The sequence below is a fragment of the Parendozoicomonas sp. 209JJ7-1 genome, from assembly GCF_058147085.1.
Genome location: NZ_JBYVJU010000005.1, coordinates 179,034 through 197,663 on the forward strand (window position 1 = coordinate 179,034; position 18,630 = coordinate 197,663).

20 protein-coding genes are annotated in these 18,630 nt (G+C 51.6%); 11 read left to right on the forward strand and 9 right to left on the reverse strand.

Going from position 1 to position 18,630, the window contains the following annotated elements; genetic code table 11:
• Positions 1–20: 20 nt before the first annotated feature.
• Positions 21–326: a DUF4345 family protein gene (locus ACY2RQ_RS07005; RefSeq protein WP_490112245.1), complete on the reverse strand. Its 306-nt coding sequence runs from the start codon at positions 324–326 to the stop codon at positions 21–23.
• Between the two features lie 472 nt (positions 327–798).
• Between ACY2RQ_RS07005 and ACY2RQ_RS07010 the strand changes: the two genes are divergently transcribed.
• The gene (locus ACY2RQ_RS07010) at positions 799–1,542 is read left to right on the forward strand and encodes a hypothetical protein (protein WP_490112246.1); all 744 of its coding nucleotides are present in this window, start codon (positions 799–801) and stop codon (positions 1,540–1,542) included.
• 28 nt (positions 1,543–1,570) lie between these two features.
• Here the strand turns inward: ACY2RQ_RS07010 and tusA are convergent, their stop codons facing one another.
• Positions 1,571–1,813: a sulfurtransferase TusA gene (tusA, locus tag ACY2RQ_RS07015; RefSeq protein WP_490112247.1), complete on the reverse strand. Its 243-nt coding sequence runs from the start codon at positions 1,811–1,813 to the stop codon at positions 1,571–1,573.
• A gap of 109 nt (positions 1,814–1,922) precedes the next feature.
• Between tusA and ACY2RQ_RS07020 the strand changes: the two genes are divergently transcribed.
• A complete protein-coding gene (locus ACY2RQ_RS07020) occupies positions 1,923–2,204 on the forward strand; it encodes an antibiotic biosynthesis monooxygenase family protein (protein ID WP_490112248.1) in 282 nt (93 codons plus the stop codon).
• Positions 2,205–2,228: 24 nt separating this feature from the next.
• Here the strand turns inward: ACY2RQ_RS07020 and ACY2RQ_RS07025 are convergent, their stop codons facing one another.
• The 6 genes from ACY2RQ_RS07025 to rlmM form a co-directional block, all read right to left on the reverse strand.
• Positions 2,229–3,575, reverse strand: coding sequence for an MATE family efflux transporter (locus ACY2RQ_RS07025; RefSeq protein WP_490112249.1), 1,347 nt, complete (start codon positions 3,573–3,575; stop codon positions 2,229–2,231).
• A 133-nt stretch (positions 3,576–3,708) separates the two neighbouring features.
• Positions 3,709–4,149: a DUF6160 family protein gene (locus ACY2RQ_RS07030; protein ID WP_490112250.1), complete on the reverse strand. Its 441-nt coding sequence runs from the start codon at positions 4,147–4,149 to the stop codon at positions 3,709–3,711.
• Between the two features lies 1 nt (position 4,150).
• Positions 4,151–4,603 (reverse strand): hypothetical protein, encoded by a 453-nt coding sequence (locus ACY2RQ_RS07035; protein WP_490112251.1) that lies wholly within the window; start codon positions 4,601–4,603, stop codon positions 4,151–4,153.
• Positions 4,604–4,687: 84 nt separating this feature from the next.
• A complete protein-coding gene (locus ACY2RQ_RS07040) occupies positions 4,688–6,100 on the reverse strand; it encodes a hypothetical protein (RefSeq protein ID WP_490112252.1) in 1,413 nt (470 codons plus the stop codon).
• Positions 6,094–7,152, reverse strand: coding sequence for a hypothetical protein (locus ACY2RQ_RS07045; protein ID WP_490112253.1), 1,059 nt, complete (start codon positions 7,150–7,152; stop codon positions 6,094–6,096). Before ACY2RQ_RS07045 ends, ACY2RQ_RS07040 begins: the two co-directional genes overlap by 7 nt.
• Positions 7,153–7,276: 124 nt before the next feature.
• A complete protein-coding gene (gene rlmM, locus ACY2RQ_RS07050) occupies positions 7,277–8,365 on the reverse strand; it encodes a 23S rRNA (cytidine(2498)-2'-O)-methyltransferase RlmM (protein WP_490112254.1) in 1,089 nt (362 codons plus the stop codon).
• Positions 8,366–8,521: 156 nt separating this feature from the next.
• Between rlmM and ACY2RQ_RS07055 the strand changes: the two genes are divergently transcribed.
• Positions 8,522–9,766, forward strand: a complete 1,245-nt coding sequence (locus ACY2RQ_RS07055; RefSeq protein ID WP_490112255.1) for a protein kinase — start codon at positions 8,522–8,524, stop codon at positions 9,764–9,766.
• Here the strand turns inward: ACY2RQ_RS07055 and ACY2RQ_RS07060 are convergent.
• Positions 9,744–10,376, reverse strand: a complete 633-nt coding sequence (locus tag ACY2RQ_RS07060; RefSeq protein WP_490112256.1) for an alpha/beta family hydrolase — start codon at positions 10,374–10,376, stop codon at positions 9,744–9,746. The two genes, ACY2RQ_RS07055 and ACY2RQ_RS07060, sit on opposite strands and share 23 nt — an antisense overlap.
• Before the next feature lie 335 nt (positions 10,377–10,711).
• Here ACY2RQ_RS07060 and ccoN point away from each other — a divergent pair, with 335 nt between their 5' ends.
• The 8 genes from ccoN (at position 10,712) to ccoS (ending at position 18,625) form a co-directional block, all read left to right on the forward strand.
• Positions 10,712–12,133 (forward strand): cytochrome-c oxidase, cbb3-type subunit I, encoded by a 1,422-nt coding sequence (ccoN, locus tag ACY2RQ_RS07065; RefSeq protein WP_490112257.1) that lies wholly within the window; start codon positions 10,712–10,714, stop codon positions 12,131–12,133.
• Positions 12,134–12,148: 15 nt separating this feature from the next.
• Entirely contained in the window at positions 12,149–12,757 is a 609-nt protein-coding gene (gene ccoO / locus ACY2RQ_RS07070; RefSeq protein ID WP_490112304.1) for a cytochrome-c oxidase, cbb3-type subunit II, read from the forward strand.
• An 11-nt stretch (positions 12,758–12,768) separates the two neighbouring features.
• The gene (locus ACY2RQ_RS07075) at positions 12,769–12,981 is read left to right on the forward strand and encodes a cbb3-type cytochrome oxidase subunit 3 (RefSeq protein ID WP_490112258.1); all 213 of its coding nucleotides are present in this window, start codon (positions 12,769–12,771) and stop codon (positions 12,979–12,981) included.
• On the forward strand, positions 12,974–13,885 hold the full coding sequence (gene ccoP, locus ACY2RQ_RS07080; RefSeq protein WP_490112259.1) for a cytochrome-c oxidase, cbb3-type subunit III: 912 nt from the start codon (positions 12,974–12,976) through the stop codon (positions 13,883–13,885). The genes ACY2RQ_RS07075 and ccoP overlap by 8 nt, the downstream gene beginning before the upstream one ends.
• Before the next feature lie 122 nt (positions 13,886–14,007).
• Positions 14,008–15,405, forward strand: coding sequence for a cytochrome c oxidase accessory protein CcoG (ccoG, locus tag ACY2RQ_RS07085; RefSeq protein ID WP_490112260.1), 1,398 nt, complete (start codon positions 14,008–14,010; stop codon positions 15,403–15,405).
• Positions 15,406–15,415: 10 nt separating this feature from the next.
• On the forward strand, positions 15,416–15,979 hold the full coding sequence (locus ACY2RQ_RS07090; protein ID WP_490112261.1) for a FixH family protein: 564 nt from the start codon (positions 15,416–15,418) through the stop codon (positions 15,977–15,979).
• A gap of 4 nt (positions 15,980–15,983) precedes the next feature.
• Positions 15,984–18,458, forward strand: a complete 2,475-nt coding sequence (locus tag ACY2RQ_RS07095) for a heavy metal translocating P-type ATPase (protein WP_490112262.1) — start codon at positions 15,984–15,986, stop codon at positions 18,456–18,458.
• Entirely contained in the window at positions 18,455–18,625 is a 171-nt protein-coding gene (gene ccoS, locus ACY2RQ_RS07100; RefSeq protein WP_490112263.1) for a cbb3-type cytochrome oxidase assembly protein CcoS, read from the forward strand. Before ACY2RQ_RS07095 ends, ccoS begins: the two co-directional genes overlap by 4 nt.
• Positions 18,626–18,630: the final 5 nt, after the last annotated feature.

The following is an 18,630-nucleotide window of genomic DNA, read 5'->3' on the forward strand; positions in this document are numbered from 1 at the left end:
AGAAGGACAGCCCCCAGTCATCAGGAGCATGCCGGCTCAGGCTGAATTCTGTACAGAGCCCATGCCGCGACAATGGGAAGAACCAACTGAAGAAACGCAATAAACAAGTTGTATGCCTCAAGAAACTCGGCCAGGCTCATGTAGCTTATCCGACCCAGCCCGGCAACCACAGTCATAAAGAAAAGCGCATATAACAACTCCTGCCTTTCTTTTGGCTTGATAAATCCCCATAGAAACAAAAACGGCATCGCTGCCGACAAACCATAAAAGAAGCGAACCTCAGCACTGAAAAGAGCAAAAGCTTGAGGATCAAGAACATCAGCCATCCCCTTCTGCCATTGATAAAGATCACTGGAAAACAGCATGGGAATAGCAAGAAATCCGAACAGAATGTTCATCCCCAGAATTGTCTTCAAAATCTTTTGATACACAGCGAGTAGTTCCTTCCCAAGACAGTTTTTATTTTTATTAATACCCTGAGATTCCACACCTTGCTGGAACGCTCATCCCGAGGATGACCACTTAGCACTCTGCCAAGATGGTACCAATCACTCTCTTTTCTTTATTGAACCATCATTTTAAAAAAAAAGAAACACTCTCATGCCCCAACTTTGAGTCCAGTGAACAGCCGCAAGAAGAAAATTAATCCGCTGTCGGGGGAAAGGCTTTTCCATGTTGACTTACCCCCTCTAAAACCCGTTATCTCCGCCGATAACACCTCTACAGAGCCTGCCAGGTTGAAAACTGGTCACTAAACATCCATCTTTAAATATTGCGAAATGTTCACAAGGATGTGACATGGCAGAAAAGAGCAACGAAAACGGTAATTTTTCAACAACGGCAGGTCAGGACAATGTCGTTGATATTTTCACCCGTAAAGTCGTCAGGGATGTGAACAACAATCGTATTGTCCGGCTCTCGCCAGAGCTGGATGGTCTTGAAATGCTGTACAGCAACGACGCCAATAAAGACAAGATATTCAGCATGAAAATCCTGTGCTGGGCCCTTCGCCAGAACGGTGAGATTGAAGCCATGGTGCCCTGGCTCAGTCGTCTGGTTCCCGCCCGTAATCTGAACGACCCTTTAAACGGTCGCTGGGAAGGCTATTTTGACAGCCGGATGGAACGGCTGTTCTACGAACCTCCAGCCCATAAAGTAGTAGAACTGGAAGGCGCAGTTTCTTATTTTCAGGATTCGGAATACGAGAAAGTCGATAGTCATTCTGACGGGCAGGAACCCCGTATTATCCAGGAGATTCCGGACAATATCGGCACCCATGCGGTTCTCTCTGAAAATGCCTTCAAGTCCATCACCCTGACCCAGGTCACCAGCTGGCGGTTACTGGATGACGGCACCATCCAGGCGATGATTGCCGATAATGAGAAAATCAACGACACCCCGGTGCTGACCGGAGACAGCTGTCTCTACCCGGTGCAACAGGACAACAGTTTTAAGTATTTTTTCCACCATGTGATCGCCAACAAAATCAAGTCCGGCGACCCTGAGGCCATGGCAGCCTTTTCCCGATTGCTTGACCAGTGAGCTGCTTGACCAGTGAGAAAGGGGTCTGTCAGGCCGCTTCACCTTTGCGGATATGGTAGTAAAAGCGGTCATCCCGCTCTTCACTCACCAGTAGTTCATGGCTGAGAAAGTTGCAGAATTTGGGAATATCCCGGCCGGTGGACGGGTCAGTGGCAATCACTTCCACAATATCCCCCCCGGCCATTTCCCGCACGGCCTTGTGCAGCAACATAACCGGCTCCGGGCAGGTCAGACCGCAAGTATCAAGGGTTCGGGAAACTGTGTAGCTCATAGTCATAACTGCCTGTAGAAACGCTCGCCTGAAAAAAACCTTAAATCATTCAGGAATCAGGCGAAAATAATTAAACAATCACTCCAGCACGGTGACAGGAACCAGCCCCATGATCAAGGTAATTATCGACCGCGTAGTCGCCCAGGGTCTCGAACAACACTATGACCACTGCCTTAGGGACACTGCGGCGCTGATTGAGAAGGCTCCGGGCTTTCTCGGCAGCGAAACCCTCAAGGACATCCAGGACTCCCACCACCGGGTCACGGTCAGCCTGTGGGACAACACCCACTGCTGGAACCAGTGGCTGTGCTCCGAGAACCGCCGCCAGCTCCACTCCTGCATAGATCCTCTGCTTGACCATGAAGAAATGATCACTATTCTGGCCCGATAACAGACCGCTCCCTTTACGCCAGCCTTATAAAAAGACCTGATCTCTGCGAATACGCCGGTATATCGGGAGAAACGACATCAGCATGCCACTGCTGCGGGCAATGGTAAATACTGTAAAGGCCAGCCAGAGGCCGTGATTTCCAAAGTCTCTCATCATATACAGCAGGGGAATAAACACCATAAACGTGGACATTGCCATAATATTCTGCATCAGCCCGGTGCGGTTCAGCCCAATAAACACCCCATCCAGCCAGAAAGACAACACGCCCACCAAAGGCATAACTACCAACCATGGCAGGTATTCCCCCGCCATCTCAGCCAACCCTTCGATATCGGTCATAAAGGCCAGCAGGCTTTGACCTAAAAAAACATACAGCAGACTGATTCCCCCGCACATAACCAGAGAACATACCAGCGTTGCTTTCAGCACACGACGAATCTCCCGGGTATCCATCGCGCCAACCGCTTTACCCACCAGCGCTTCAGCGGCAAAGGCAAAACCATCCAGGGCACTGCTTGTGAGGAAAACAAAGTTCAACAGCAAGGCATTGGCCGCCAGAACAGTGTCTCCCTGTCGTGCGCCCCAGGCGGTAAACATGGACATGGTAAACAACAGACAAAGGCTGCGAACAAACAACTGCCGGTTAACCACAAGCAGAAAAGATATAGAGGATATATGCAGCGCTCCCCAAAAACGCATCTGGCCAGACACCCCCTGCAGATAACGGCGGCACAGCCACAGGCCAACAAACAGGCTGGCGTACTCAGCAATCACCGTTGCCAGAGCCACCCCTTTTACAGCCATTCCCAAACCAAGAACAAACACCAGGTTGAGCACAATATTCAAACTGTTCTGGAAAACCAGCAGCACTAAAGATGCCTTGGCAATCTGCCGACCCAGCAGCCAGCCCAGCACTGCATAGTTGGCCAGTGTCGCCGGTGCCGACCAGATACGCACCAGGAAATAGTTATAAACTTCAGGAGCAACATCCGGCCCGGGCTTAAAGAACGGTAGCACCAGTTCCAGTATTGGCCCGCCAAGCACGACCAGCACAACACCCAGCCCAGCGGCCAGCGCCAGGGACTGCACCAGAATATCCTTCAAAGACTGACCATCATTACGGCCATAAGCCTGGGATACCTGCCCGGTGGTTCCCATTCTCAGGAAACCAAAGGCCCAGAAAATAAAACTGAACAGGCTGCCACCGACGGCTACAGCTCCCAGATAAACAGGGGAAGGTAGACGGCCAAGAACCGCTGAATCCACCAGCCCAAGCAGGGGCACAGTGATATTGGAAATAATAACCGGCCAGGCAAACTGCCAGACCTGACGATTGGTTTTGCTTTTTGAAAGCGTCGATCGTGATGGCAAGGGTCGTTCCCTGGCAGAGGTAAAAAAGAAGGCGAATTCTACCGGGCTTTTTGCCACCAGGGCACAGGTAAAGGTCTGGGTATTTACGCGGAAACAGACTATTGCCAGACAACAGACTGCTTAGATTGAGAAATTACTGCGCGCCGATCTCTACCTGGGTGCGAATGCTGGGGTTAAAAACCTGTACGGAGTGGAGGGCGGTTTTGCCACCGAGTTTAACCGCATCAATGGTTAGCTTTCGGGCTTCTGTTACCCGGTCCAAAGCCAGATAGCTTTTACCGTTACGCTCAAAAACATCCACTTTCATAGTACTGTTAATGCCCTGATTTCCTGCACCACTGGTACCGTCATCCGTATGGATATTGCTGAATTCAATATAATTATTGCCGCCGTCGTTACTGGTCCAGCGAATATTATTACCGTCTTTCAATATTTTACTGGAGAATTCGACAGTGACACCCGCCTGGCCGCTGACATCATTCAGCTGCTCATCGTCCAGCCTCTGCAGCTCAGCATTGACCAGCCCGGAAAAGCTGAACAATAAAGACAATAATTGATAACGTATTTTCATCATCTCAGTCCGTTGGGAAAAGCAATAGACGACCGGTTAATTCACTGGAGCCATTCCAGTTCAAACTTATCAAATCTCGCTGGCCTGCCCCCGGTGCAGCCTGGGAGGAGGAAGCTACAACAAACTGGAAATTGTCGTACTTCAGCTTGCCGTTATACTCAAAGCTCAGCACATCTTTCGTTGTCGAGCCCACAGTTTTCGGTACAACAGAAACCACCATGGGGTCAGAATCCGCATAGCTACCAATTGCCAGGCTGCCCTGGAGAATATCCAGAATCAGCCAGCCGCTGCCTTCATCCCCCTGAATGGCTACCCGGGCACCGCATTGGCCACCATTTACAGGGCAAGTTCCATTAGGGTTTTCACGCCACAAAGGTCCACCGTTCTTGTTAATATCAACCTGAACAGAAAGAGTAACTCCCTGAGCCGTACTGACAGACAAAGATTGATCATCCAAAGGCACAAGTTCTGCAGCCGAAGATAAGGAAAGAAGAAAAGTAAATGTGGACAGCAGTATTCTTGTTATTAGCATACCTGCCTCCTAGATATCGTGGGTTGTTACATCAAGGTACTGAATACGAATGCCGGTCAATTCACCGGAGCCTAAGTCAAGACTACTGGTTCCAGTGGGTAGTCCGCCGTTAGCAGACCGAACACCACCATGAGTGAGATTGCCAATATAAATATTAGATTTTTTAGCATTTGAATAATAATCAGCTGCATTCGCTTTAGTGACTTTACGAAGCCTGATATTCACATGGCCTCCTGGCGTGATAGAAAACTCTAACGGCTGAGAATTGCCATACCCCAGATTCAGATCAAAAAACAAATCTGAAAAATAATATGTGAAAGCTCCTTGTTCCTGAACTGTATCACAGTTAGGAGCAGAGAAATTGCAGCTTGTTAAGTCAAGAGTTTTCACATAAAGCTGGAGGTCTAACTCGCCATCAAGGAAGCTCTTCCCCTCGCGTTCATTAACCCACAAACGAAATGAAGAACCATGGGAACTTAGCCCTGTTATATCGTAATTGTGGTAATCAGTTCTGGACCCGTCACTATCCTGCACCCGATAGTTGAAACTGACCCCCACATCAGCACCATCAGCATGATTTGAAAAGCGACTCCTTATACCATTAATCACATTTAACTGCTGTGCACGAGCACCAGCCACATTCTGTTCTTCCGTATTCACCTGGCCCTGTTTATTAGTGATCCGCCCTGGATTATTGGCTAAATAGCCATCTTGAACCGTAATTTCAGCATTTTTATTCTGGACATTCTGAGCCAATTGATTCCGCTCACTGCGAATACGACGACAGTCTGAATATAACCCACACCCAATTCTTTTCCACAATGGAAGGTTGTTATACTCCTGCACCTTAGCCTGATGTTGCTGCTGCAGTGTGTTTCTTTCATTAATCAGCCGCACTTTTGTAGATGGTGCAGCCGCCAGTTGATTTCTTAAAGTGTCCAGTTCTCCCTGCAATTGACTGAGCGTACCAAGAATCGAGCCTAAGGCAGTGTAACCTGCTTTTACATCATTTATTACTGTGGTGGGATTCTCCCCCGAAAACACAGGAGAGCTTATCTGTAGGACAGTTCTGTCATTCGCAATGGAATTGATATCTGAGCCAGGAATAATATCAATTTCAAAAGGGTTATTCAGGGTTCCAAGATTATGTTGAGTGCTATTGGCACCTTTGTTACTCCCCTTCCCTTTGATATATAGCCGCGAAACAGATACTCCAATAGGGTTGCCTGAAGTATCATTAATTCCTCCTACTGAAAGTTGGCCTCCTGATCCATCAAAGCTGAAATCTTCGAGCACCAGACCTATACCAGAACCACTTAAATCGGCCAGGTCGTCATCATCCAAAGATTCCATTTCAGCATGACTTACAGAAGACAATATGACTACCAGGAAACCACCAAAGACAATTCCATGCCTCAACATCCTGTTGCTCCTGTGCCGCTGTTCTGAAAGCAAGTGGCAAGGCGTTCAATACCCTGGAATACCTGGGTAAAATTAACATTCACAGGGGCCCGTAAATTGCCCTGAGCATCTCTGTATTTCGGCAGGTTCAGAAAAGCACCAACTGGAGTATTGACAACACCACCGGTATCGAGATCTCTCCAGGCAAAGTTCTGATGGCCAAGGGCAATAAACATCCCCCTGGCCGCGCCTTCAATCTGCTCCGTATTTGGGTTATCAGCAATAGCAACATTGCCAACGGGAAGTGAACGGTACTTGGTCAAATCAAAACAACTGCTGAGCCCCGCGGCATGACAGTTATTAGATTTTAATATTCCAAGTAAACCACCCAGACCAGCCAATAAACCATTATCCGTTTCCAATCCTTGGCCGTTTGGAATACCTACCCGGCTGGCACGCACATTCCGAGCATTACCGTTATTGTCTACCAGTTCTGCCTCTGCGGTCATATTGGCACCACCGGCAATAGTTGCTGCAACCCTTACCAGGAAGGGGGCATCACCTCCAACAGCATCCCTAATTTGTCTCATGGTGCCGTGGATACCAACTTTTACATCCCCTGTTAACTTATTGATATCACCCGACAGCATACCTTTGGCTTCGCCAAAACCCATGCGTAAACCAACAATTTCCTCTCCCTCATAAGCGAACTCCAGATAAGGGTTTCTTATCTGGAAAGGCACTATCTCACCATTACCATTATTGCTGATATAACCCAATGCCAGATTATCGATATCAATATCAGAACCCTGCTGGCCATCGCGAACTCGAGTCCCCAAGGCCAACTTATCGACATTTAACTGGGTTTTAATATCAACCCCCAGATTAACCCGGGTAAAGCGGATATTATCTATCTTATCTGTCGCCATATTAATAACAGCCTGCCCGGTCACATCACCAAGCTCATCATCTTCCATGATTTCGAGGGCAGACAGAAAAGGAGAAAAAACCAGGCACACAAAAAAAGCTGCAACAGCGCGGACAGAGGCAGGAAAAGGGTGGGTCTTGTCCATAAAAACACCTGATTTTTATTGTTATTCTGCATTCTTTTCATCGACTATATCCCTGCACCTGCAGCGATACAAGCACGGGAATTCAGCCAGCTTTCAGGATTATCGGGGCTTTACCACAATAAAATCATTGACCAATACGACATCCATGAACCGTCACCTCTTCCCGGTCATGGAATAACTGCTTGCAACGCAGCTGTACCTGAACACCCCGTTCAGCGCATATCTCCTCAATCATCGCCAGTGCCTCCTGCACCGCCAGCCAGCGCTGTTTCATGGGAAGCTTTAAATTAAAAATGGTTTCCCGGCACCAGCCACTGGCCAGCCATTTGGCCATAAGTTCTGCGGAGCGGGCGGGTTTATCAACGATATCACACACCATCCAGTCCACAGGCTTAGCGGGTTTAAACAGGAAGGCATCCTCTTCCTTATGGTCCACCTGTCCGGTTTCCATCAGCTCCTTCTGCATAGGGCCATTATCCACAGCGGTCACCATCATGGAGCGATTAGTGAGCTGCCAGGTCCAGCCTCCGGGAGCCGCGCCAAGGTCTACACCTTTCATGGCCGGAGCCAGCCTTTCATCCCACTCTGCCGCAGGTATAAATATGTGGAATGCTTCTTCCAGTTTCAAAGTGGAACGGCTGGGAGCCGCCTTGGGGAATTTCAGCCGCAGAATGCCACCGGGCCAGGGACTGCTATTTCGGGTATCAGATATTCCGAGATAACCGGACGTGGAATCCAGCATTAAGAGATGTAATCGGGGAGCAGAAGGGTTTCCTTTCTTGGTCAGCAGATCTGTTTTACGCAAAGCCTGACGCAGAGGGTTGGAAAACTTGCGGCAGAATACGGAAAGCTCTTTGGCTTCATTGGTATCCGCCGTTTCCACCACCAGCTCACCACAACGGGGAAGCTCCCCTTCACGGAAAGCCTCCAGCAGTGGCGTAATGCGGTCAGATACCGGCATATTTTCAACAAGGGGTAACGCAGCAAACCACTGTCGGACAAAAATCATCTGCTCAAACCGCAGCTTCTGCATCAAGACCCAGGCACCATTGGGTTCCTGGGTGATATAGACCGCAAAACCGCTGTTTTTTCTGGTTTTTACATAGCCATAAATACCGACACCGGCAGCTTTATCCTGAATTTCTCCCGCCAGGTCCGGCTCAAAACCGGGGCGACAGAACATAACCAGGTGCGTACGGGAAAGCGCATTCATGGCAATACCCCTGAAAAATGGCCGCTATTGTATGTGAGGAGCGACCAGAACACCAAAGCCCTTAAACAATACGGATACAGCGAATCTAACCCTCTTGTCAGTGCCTTATCCAATAAAATCTGGGAATAAAAGCGAATACTCTTTCAAGAGGCGCTTATGGCCACTCCCAACTCTTACAATGTGCCCCCTGGCTTCTACAGGCATCCGGTCACCGGTGAACTTACGCCTGCTCAGGCCCAGGCTCACGTTCCAGCTCTTGTCCGGGCTATTGTCCCCCGAGTTCTTGTTCCAGTGTTCGTTCCGGTTCGCGTTCAGATGCCCCAGCCTGCGCCTCTTCTGCCAACACCTGCCTATGGCCCCATATCTATTTATGCCCGGGGTATCGGCCCGGTGAATGAGGCTGATGCTTGTAAAATGCTGTCCCAGTCAATCAGGGGTATTACCAGCGGTTATATTTCCTATCCTGAGTATCAGGGAAGCTTCGGGAACATCTTCCCAGTGCCAGTGAGCAGCCACTCTCTGGCCAACGCATTTGTTATCAAAACAAACCGGTATAAGACCCCCCTTCAATGCCGGGAACTTGAGCAGGAAGCTTATCTTCACCTGCACCTGCAACACCCCAACATTCTTCCCTGCCTTGGCATTGCCATCAGCCGGGCCTCAGCCACCTGCTGCCTTCTCCTGCCCAGGGCCAGGGAAAATCTGCTTGCAAGAATGGCTGCCATACGTTCCGGCCAGCGCCCCCTTAACCTTGAACAACGGTTAATTATCTGCCTTGGTGTTGCAGAGGGCATAAAGTATCTTCACCACCTGGGCTTGGTGCATCGGGATATATACGCTCGCAATATTGTTCTGGACGATAACGGAAAGGGCGTCATCGCTGATTTCGGAAAAACCCTCAGAAGCGGCGAGAGCAACCCGTGCATTACTATTATTCCGGAAACCATTGCCGGAAAGGCAGCTGTGCGTATCATCCACCCGCCCCTGACCATCAACCATCTGGCGCAGGCACCGGAGCAGTATTTTGCCCTCTGCGTGACCAAAAGCAGTGATATTTTTGCCTGGGGAGTCTTGTTGCACGGCCTGATAAGCGGCTACTTCCGGGCACAGCTATGGACCAACCACCCGACCTGCCAGCTTCATCAGTGTAATGATCCGGCATGCCTCCATTTTGTATATCCCCTTTCTCCTGGCTGTACGCTCCGTAGTTTTCTTACCATTCCCGGAGCCAATACCACTGACCACTCTCTCGCGTCAGAATCAGGTGTTGCAGAAGAATACAGAAATCTTATTCAGGTTTGTCTGTCCCATGAACCTGAATACAGACCTTCTATAGAACTCCTGCTCCATGATTTTCACGACAAGGTTTCATGGCATTTTAACCGACCCATTCCGCAGTAATTTTTGCGGCGGTTTCCAAATGCTGCTGATGGATTAACCCTGATACATTCCTTGGCTTAAGGTCATGATTCCCATCTGCCAACCAGTGAATTTTCACAGCAGGTGACAAGGTGTATTCAGACACGATCTCCCTGCTTCCCATCGTATCCCTCTCCCCCTGTATCACCAGCAAAGGGGTTGAAAGCTCTTTCAGGTGACTGATGCGAGGCTTGACCTGCTTGCCGGTGGCATAAAACGGATAGCCAAGACACACCACCCCCTTTATGCCTTCAATATCCTTCCCTTCAGCAACAACCATCGTGGCCATACGCCCGCCCATGGATTTTCCACCAATATAAACCGGACACTTACCCGCTTTCGGCACAATATCAGCAATCACCTCTCGCCAGGTTTCCAGCAATATTTTTGCAGTATTGGGCGGGCGCTTTTTACCATTAATCCGTCGTTCAGCCATATACGGAAACTCAAAACGAACAACACTCACACTCTGCTTATTCAGAAGGCTGGTGATGTCGTCCATAAACGGGCTGTCCATAGGCGCACCGGCACCATGGGCGAGAATCAGCAGAGCCTGTTCATCACCTGCACGATTCCAGAGATATTTATCCATTAAAGTCCTGCGTTCTGTCTGTCTGCGTCCGTATACTGACCTTAACAGCCCTTCAACACCACCGATTACTTGCGTAAAGACGTCTGTATTCTGTTATGATTGCCCCGCCATAGGAGCCGGCGGTAACCCCTCTCGGTTGCCCGTCCGCACACCACACAATAAAAGCAATAACGGTAGTATGCTCCACAAGCCATAGATCGGCGCAATAGTTATGCTAATAAAGATCAAAAGTGCCCATAAAACGATCAACCATTGATCTATGTCATGGATGCCTTATTTCGCCTTTTGCATACTTGCGTCGGTTTATACGTATAACCGCAATCGTGGATCGCGAGATGAGCAACGCAACGGACACACATTACAACTACAAAGTGGTTCGCCAGTTTGCCGTAATGACGGTGATTTGGGGGATTGTCGGAATGAGCGTCGGGGTATTTATAGCCGCGCAAATGGTCTGGCCTGAACTGAATTTTGAACCTTACCTGACCTTCGGTCGCCTGAGGCCTCTTCATACCAATGCAGTAATTTTCGCTTTCGGTGGTTCCGCCCTGTTCGCGACCTCTTACTACGTCGTACAGCGTACCTGCCAGGCGCGCCTCGTGTCTGATGCCCTGGCGTCCTTCACCTTCTGGGGATGGAACCTGGTGATCGTGCTTGCGGCCATCACCCTGCCGATGGGCTTCACCTCCTCCAAAGAGTACGCCGAACTGGAATGGCCCATTGATATTCTTATCACTGTGGTCTGGGTGGTGTATGCCATCGTCTTCTTCGGCACCATCATGAAGCGCAAGACCAAGCACATTTATGTGGCTAACTGGTTCTTCGGCGCTTTCATTCTCACCGTTGCCGTTCTGCATATCGTTAACAACGCGGAAATCCCGGTGACCGCCTTCAAGTCCTATTCCGCCTACGCAGGCGCTATGGATGCGATGATCCAGTGGTGGTACGGCCATAACGCTGTAGGCTTCTTCCTGACCGCCGGTTTCCTGGGCATTATGTACTACTTCGTGCCCAAGCAGGCTGAGCGTCCGGTTTACTCCTATCGCCTGTCCATCGTGCACTTCTGGGCACTGATCGCCATCTACATCTGGGCCGGTCCCCACCACCTGCACTACACAGCTCTGCCCGACTGGGCCCAAAGCCTGGGTATGGTGATGTCCCTGATTCTGCTGGCACCTTCCTGGGGCGGCATGATCAACGGTGTTATGACCCTCTCCGGCGCTTGGCACAAACTACGCACTGACCCGATCCTGCGGTTCCTTGTGGTATCCCTGTCCTTCTACGGCATGTCTACCTTTGAAGGCCCGATGATGGCGATCAAGACAGTGAATGCTCTCTCTCATTACACTGACTGGACCATCGGCCATGTACACTCCGGCGCTCTCGGCTGGGTAGCCATGGTCACCATCGGTGCCCTTTACCACCTGATTCCGAAAGTCTTTGCCCGTGACGGCATGTACAGCACCAGCCTGATTAACACTCACTTCTGGCTGGCCACTATCGGTACGGTTTTGTACATCGTTGCCCTGTGGGTAAACGGTATTACCCAGGGTCTGATGTGGCAGGCAACCAACGCTGACGGCACTCTTCAATACAGCTTTATTGAATCTGTACAGGCCAGTTCTACCGGTTACATCGTTCGTCTGATTGGTGGTGGCTTCTTCGTCACCGGTATGTTCGTCATGCTTTACAACGTCTGGCAGACCGTTCGGGTATCCAAGCCCGAAGAGATGACTGCTGCCGCGAAAATGGCGTAAGGGAATAACAACATGCTGAAACACGAAATAGTAGAAAAAAACATCGGCCTGATGATCGTCCTGGTTCTGTTCGCCATCAGCTTTGGCGCACTGGTAGAGATCGTCCCCCTGTTCAACCTCAAGCAGACCACTGAGCCTGTTGAAGGACTGAAGCCGTATACCGCACTGCAACTGGAAGGCCGTGACGTTTACATCAAGGAAGGCTGCGTTGGCTGTCACTCTCAGATGATTCGCCCCCTGCGTGCAGAAGTGGAACGCTATGGCCACTACTCCGTCGCCGGTGAGTCTGTATACGACTACCCGTTCCTGTGGGGTTCCAAGCGTACCGGTCCTGACCTGGCCCGTGTGGGCGGTCGTTACTCCGACGAATGGCACCGCGCTCACCTGTACAAACCTCAGGATGTGGTGCCCGCTTCCATTATGCCGGCCTACCCCCACCTGAATGAAAACCTGGTGGATAGCACCGTAACGCCCAATAAGCTGGAAGCTCTGCGGACTCTCGGCGTGCCTTATACCGATGAAGATATCGCCGGTGCCACTGATGCCGTGCGGGGAAAAACTGAAATGGATGCCCTGGTCGCTTATCTGCAGAATCTCGGCACCGTGCTGACCGAAAAGCGCTGAGGACGGTGACTATGGAACTGGATATCAACACCCTGCGTGGTCTGGCTACCGCCCTGTGTATGCTGGCATTTATCGGCATCACCCTCTGGGCCTACAGCGACCGTAAACGTAAAGACTTTGATGAGGCCGCTAACCTGCCTTTTCAGGACGAGCCTCTGGCTGCTGCCCATAACAACAGCACTAGCGTAGCCAGCAATAACAAGAAGGAGTCAGCACATGTCTGATTTTTGGAGTGATTGGGTTCTGCTGCTGACCCTGGCCTGCCTGGGCTTAATTATCTTCGTGCTGTTTTCCACCTGGAAAATCCAGCGTAAAGAGTCCACCGAAGAAACCGTGGGCCATGAGTTCGACGGTATCAGTGAGTACGACAACCCCATGCCCATGTGGTGGATCGGGCTGTTTATCGGTACTTTGCTGTTCTCTGCTGTGTACCTGGTGCTTTATCCCGGCATCTGGCCCAGCAGGTTTGACGGCATTCTGGGCTGGACATCCGTTGGCGAACTGAAAGCCGATCAGGAAAAACACGCCCGTCAGTTCCAGCCCCTGTTCGAGCAGTACGCTGCGAAGAGCATTGAGGAGCTGCAGGAAAACCCCAAAGCCCTGGCTATGGGTAAGCGTATCTTCCTGAACAACTGCGCCCTGTGTCACGGCAGTGATGCTGGCGGTACCTTTGGCTTCCCCAACCTGACTGACCATGCCTGGCTGTGGGGCGGCAGCGCCGCTGACATCGAAACCACGGTTATGGATGGCCGCAGTGGCCAGATGCCCGCCTGGGGTCCGATTCTGGGTGAGAAAGGTGTCCGTAATGTTGCCTCCTATGTGCGCAGCCTTAGTGGTCTGGAAGTAAAAGCCTCTAAAGAGTCCCTGGCAGCCGGTAAAGATGCATTTATCGCCTCCTGTGCCCTGTGCCACGGCCAGGACGGCAAAGGCAACAAGATGTTCGGTGCACCCAACCTGACCGACAACACCTGGCTCTATGGCAGCAGCCAGGCCCAGGTGGAATACACCATCCGCAAAGGCAGAAACGGCGTAATGCCGGCCTGGAAAGATGTGCTCGGCAAAGAGAAAGTCCACCTTGTATCCGCTTATGTTTACAGCCTGTCCCAAGAGGACTCTGAGCAGAAGTAAGCACGACACAGACAGCCCTGTAAGGGCTGTCTGTACTTTGAACACCCGTTTTTGCTCCACCCACTCCAAGTTTTAAATTTTTATTCAGGGCTATTGAACCCCTGGCAGCGAAAGGCAAAGCCATGAGCCAGCGCAACGAACCGGACATTATTGAAACGGTCAACCTCTACCAGAGCCAGGAGAAAATCTATACCCGTGCTTTTGCCGGCTTTTACCGTAACCTGCGAATATACGGTGGAAGCCTTTTATTTATCATTTACTTCGGCACCGTCTGGCTAAACTGGGGAGATCGACAGGCCATACTCTGGGATCTTCCTACACGACAGTTTCATATTTTCAATTTCACCTTTCTCCCCCAGGACTTTATCCTGCTGTCCTGGATGCTGATTATCTGTGCCTTCGGCCTGTTCTTCCTGACTGTTCTGGCCGGTCGTGTCTGGTGTGGCTACACCTGCCCCCAGAGCGTATTTACCTGGGTATTTATGTGGGCAGAGAAGATCACAGAAGGTGACCGCAACAAACGTATGCGCCTGGATAAGGCCCCCATGAGTGCAGAGAAATTCCTGCGCAAACTGGTCAAACATCTGATCTGGCTGGCTATCAGTCTGGCTGTAGCCATTACCTTTGCCGGTTACTTTACCCCGATTCGGGAACTGATCTCCGACCTGCTGAATTTCAATGCCGGGCCCTGGTCGGTGTTCTGGGTGGGTTTCTTTACTCTCGCCACCTATGGTAATGCCGGCTGGCTGCGGGAACAGGTGTGTATCTATATGTGCCCCTATGCCCGCTTCCAGAGTGTTATGTACGACAAAGACACCCTGACAGTTCATTACGACAACACCCGTGGCGAAACCCGTGGCCCCCGCAAACGCAGCGCAAACCCGAAAGACGTCGGACTTGGTGACTGTATCGACTGCCAGCTTTGTGTCCATGTCTGCCCCACCGGCATTGATATCCGCGATGGCCTGCAGTACGAGTGCATCAGCTGTGGCGCCTGTGTCGATGCCTGTAACGGCATTATGGATAAGATGGGTTACGAAAAGAATCTGATTTCCTACACCAGTGAAAACGCCATCGAAGGGCAGAAAGCACATCTGCTGCGCCCACGCCTGGTTGGTTATTTTGTCGCTCTGTGTTTAATATCCGGCATGTTTGTCTACACCCTTGCCACACGGACGCTTGTTGAACTGGAAGTGCTCAGGGATCGCCAGAGCCTCTATATCACCAACAATAACGGTGATATTGAAAATATTTACACCCTGAAACTGGTAAATAAAAGCCAGCAACCGGAGACATTTAACATCTCTTTCTCCGGCCTTAACGGTGCCACTCTTCACGGCACCACCCGGGTCACGGCCGAACCGGGCCAGCCCACCAGCCTGCCCCTGCGTCTGTCAGTTCCCCCTGCACAGTTAGCCGGGGCTAATACTACTATCACTTTCCATGTGACCAGCGCTGCCCCTGACGGTTTATCAGCCACCGCGGAAAGTCGATTCCTGTCGCCAAGCAGCGCTCCATGAGGAAGAGTCCATGAACCTGACCACAGAATCCAAAGAACCCTTTACCCGCTGGCACCAGGAACCCTGGGCCTGGTATATCGTCGGGGTCATTGCCGTAACCGTGATCTGGGGCACCTTTCAGCTGGTGGTGTCTATTAAAAACGCCGACGATGTGGTGGTGGATGACTATTACAAAGTGGGTAAAGCCATTAATCAGGATCTTAGCCGTGACCGTCGCGCCCGGGATAGGAATATGGCCGCCAGCCTGACCATTCAACCTGAAGCCAACAGACTGCAGGTCCGCATGTCCGGAACACCTGAGAGCTGGCCCCAGCAGCTGCGTCTGCGTCTGAATCCTGCCGCCAAAGGTAAAGAGAACCAGATTGTTGCCCTGATTCAGACCCCTTCCAGTGAGACCCTGTACCGGGGCCAGCTGGCAACTATTCCTGAAGGACGCCATTACCTGCAGTTGGAAACCCTGGATGAAATAGTGCCTGAACAGGGTTACATCAGTGGCTGGCGTATTAACCGGGAAGCCAGTTTCCAGCCAGGAGAAATCATCGAGTTGTCAGCAACCAAAGCTTCTAAAGAGTAAGTCGATGGGAGAGAGCTGTTTCCACTGCCACCTGCCCATCAATGGCTCGGTACATTTTCATGCCACCATTGATGGGGAAGAACGTTCCATGTGCTGCCCCGGATGCCAGGCTGTTGCGACAGCCATCAGCGCCGGCGGCCTCGACAACTACTACCGTTACCGAACCGAACCGGCCCAGCAGGCGGATGTCAGCTCGGTACTGAAAGCCGAGTATGAACTGTACGACCGGGACGACCTGCAGGCCGCCTTTACCCGGGAGCTGCCTTCAGACTCGTCATCAGACAACCGTCGTGAATCACGGCTGCTGATTGAAGGTATTACCTGTTCTGCCTGTATCTGGCTGCTGGAGCACCATCTGTCTGCCCTTGAAGGGGTGGACAGTGTCACCGTGAATCTCAGCCAGCATACAGCCACCATCATCTGGAACCCGGAACAGACAAAAATCAGCGAGCTGATGCTGGCCGTGGTCGCTATCGGCTACCGGGCCCACCCCTGGCGCCAGGAGCAGCAGACGGCTCTTCTGGAAAAAGAGAACAAACAGTTTATCCGTCGTCTGGCCATAGCCGGTATCGGCACCATGCAGGTGATGATGTATGCCGTGGCTTTGTATGCCGGGGCCATGCAGGATATGGAAGCCCAGTACAGAGACCTGCTGCGCTGGGTCAGCGCCCTGGTAGCGACACCTGTTGTCTTTTATGCTGCCCGTCCGTTCTTTTCCGCCGCCTGGCGTGATCTGAAAAACCGTCATCCAGGTATGGATGTCCCTGTTTCCATTGCTATAGGCGGGGCTTATCTGGCCAGTCTCTGGGGAACCTGGCAGGGAACTGGGGAAGTCTATTTCGATTCCGTCAGCATGTTTACCTTCTTCCTCCTGGCTGGACGCTATCTGGAAATGCGGGCCCGCCATCGCACCAGCCGCACCTCCCGCAGCCTGAACCAGCTACTGCCGGAAAGCTGTCTGCGCATTAAAGCGTCTGGGGAAACGGAACGGGTTGCTCCCGGTGACCTTCAGGTGCATGACAGTATTCGCATACTGCCCGGGGACAGTATTCCCGCGGACGGGACAGTGATTGCCGGCCAGAGCAGCGTGGATGAAGCCACATTAACCGGGGAACATCTCCCCGTAACAAAGCTGCCGGGAAGCGCTGTCACTGCGGGAACAATTAATACTGAAAACACCCTGGATATTACCGTTACCCGTACCGGCCAGAACACCCGTCTCTCGGCCATTTCCAGACTTTTGGAACAGGCCCAGGGGGATAAACCCGCTATTGCCAGGCAGGCGGACAGGGTAGCCGGTATTTTTGTCTGCGCCGTGCTACTTTCAGCTGCCGTCGTGTATGGTTACTGGCTGCAGCATGCACCCGATAGTGCCATGTGGATTGTGCTTTCCGTTCTGGTGGCCACCTGCCCCTGTGCTTTATCACTGGCCACACCCACAGCATTAACGGCGGTCACCGGCTTTCTTCAGTCACGGGGACTGCTTATCAGCCGCAGCCGAGTACTGGAAGGTCTGCCCCAGATTACCCATGTGGTATTCGATAAAACCGGCACACTGACCAAAGGTGAACTCTCCCTGCGGGATATTCGTATTTTGAATGGCGATTATTCCAAAGCGCAGTTGGCCGACTTTGCCGCGGCCCTGGAAGCCCATTCGGAACATCCGATAGCCCGGGCTTTCCCTTCAACAGCGACAACCGCTGAAGATATTCGCAATATCACCGGCGAAGGGCTGGAAGGGGTTATTCGAGGACAGATCTGGCGTATAGGTAAAGCATCCTTTGCCAGTCCGGACACGGCCATTTCATCACCCGATAACGACGGTCAGTGGCTGCTGCTGAGCCGCGACAAAATGCCACTGGCCTGGTTTGGCCTGGATGATACCATCCGCTCCGAAGCGAAAACGGTTGTTGCAGATCTCCACAAACGGGGACTGCATGTTGAACTGCTCAGCGGTGACAGCCAGGGGGTGGTTAACCGTGTGGCCGGTGAACTTGGCATCACGGAAGGCCGTGGACAGGCGACACCGGACGACAAGCTGGAACATGTGCGCCAGTTGCAAAACCAGGGCGCACGAGTGTTGATGATCGGCGATGGTATCAATGATATTCCGGTCCTCGCGGCGGCGGATCTGTCCATAGCCATGAATACCGCATCCGATCTGGCCCGTACCCATGCCGATGCACTGTTGCTGGCGGGTGACCTGCAAAGACTGCCGGAAGCCATCGATCAGTCTTCCAGAACCCGCGCCATTATTCGTCAGAATATGGGCTGGGCTCTGGGGTATAACCTTTTAGTGTTGCCTCTGGCAGCGTCCGGCTGGCTGGCGCCCTGGATGGCGGTGATCGGCATGTCCCTCAGCTCACTGGTGGTTGTTGGCAATGCTCTGCGACTGTCCGGTGCAGATACATCGAAAGCAACCGTTCCCCGGCCATCACAGGAGCTTGCACAAGAGCCTGTACAGGAGGTAACACCATGACCAGTCTTTATATTCTGATTCCACTGGCGGTTATCCTGATTGTGGTCGCTGTTGTCATCTTTTTCTGGGCCGTGGATAACGGCCAGTTTGATGATCTGGAGGGGCCGGCCCACAGCATTCTTTTTGATGACCCACCGACCTTTAAAAAGAACCATAAGGACTCTTAATTATT

Bases quoted from the DNA above. Each gene is read 5' to 3' on its own strand.
- ccoG (WP_490112260.1), top strand. From the start codon at position 14,008: ATGAGCCAGCGCAACGAACCGGACATTATTGAAACGGTCAACCTCTAC.
- ACY2RQ_RS07010 (WP_490112246.1), top strand. From the start codon at position 799: ATGGCAGAAAAGAGCAACGAAAACGGTAATTTTTCAACAACGGCAGGT.
- ACY2RQ_RS07095 (WP_490112262.1), top strand. From the start codon at position 15,984: ATGGGAGAGAGCTGTTTCCACTGCCACCTGCCCATCAATGGCTCGGTA.
- ACY2RQ_RS07045 (WP_490112253.1), bottom strand. From the start codon at position 7,152: ATGGACAAGACCCACCCTTTTCCTGCCTCTGTCCGCGCTGTTGCAGCT.
- ACY2RQ_RS07020 (WP_490112248.1), top strand. From the start codon at position 1,923: ATGATCAAGGTAATTATCGACCGCGTAGTCGCCCAGGGTCTCGAACAA.
- ACY2RQ_RS07055 (WP_490112255.1), top strand. From the start codon at position 8,522: ATGGCCACTCCCAACTCTTACAATGTGCCCCCTGGCTTCTACAGGCAT.
- ccoP (WP_490112259.1), top strand. From the start codon at position 12,974: ATGTCTGATTTTTGGAGTGATTGGGTTCTGCTGCTGACCCTGGCCTGC.
- rlmM (WP_490112254.1), bottom strand. From the start codon at position 8,365: ATGAATGCGCTTTCCCGTACGCACCTGGTTATGTTCTGTCGCCCCGGT.
- tusA (WP_490112247.1), bottom strand. From the start codon at position 1,813: ATGAGCTACACAGTTTCCCGAACCCTTGATACTTGCGGTCTGACCTGC.
- ACY2RQ_RS07060 (WP_490112256.1), bottom strand. From the start codon at position 10,376: ATGGATAAATATCTCTGGAATCGTGCAGGTGATGAACAGGCTCTGCTG.
- ACY2RQ_RS07075 (WP_490112258.1), top strand. From the start codon at position 12,769: ATGGAACTGGATATCAACACCCTGCGTGGTCTGGCTACCGCCCTGTGT.
- ACY2RQ_RS07090 (WP_490112261.1), top strand. From the start codon at position 15,416: ATGAACCTGACCACAGAATCCAAAGAACCCTTTACCCGCTGGCACCAG.
- ACY2RQ_RS07005 (WP_490112245.1), bottom strand. From the start codon at position 326: ATGGCTGATGTTCTTGATCCTCAAGCTTTTGCTCTTTTCAGTGCTGAG.
- ccoN (WP_490112257.1), top strand. From the start codon at position 10,712: ATGAGCAACGCAACGGACACACATTACAACTACAAAGTGGTTCGCCAG.
- ccoS (WP_490112263.1), top strand. From the start codon at position 18,455: ATGACCAGTCTTTATATTCTGATTCCACTGGCGGTTATCCTGATTGTG.
- ACY2RQ_RS07030 (WP_490112250.1), bottom strand. From the start codon at position 4,149: ATGATGAAAATACGTTATCAATTATTGTCTTTATTGTTCAGCTTTTCC.
- ACY2RQ_RS07040 (WP_490112252.1), bottom strand. From the start codon at position 6,100: ATGTTGAGGCATGGAATTGTCTTTGGTGGTTTCCTGGTAGTCATATTG.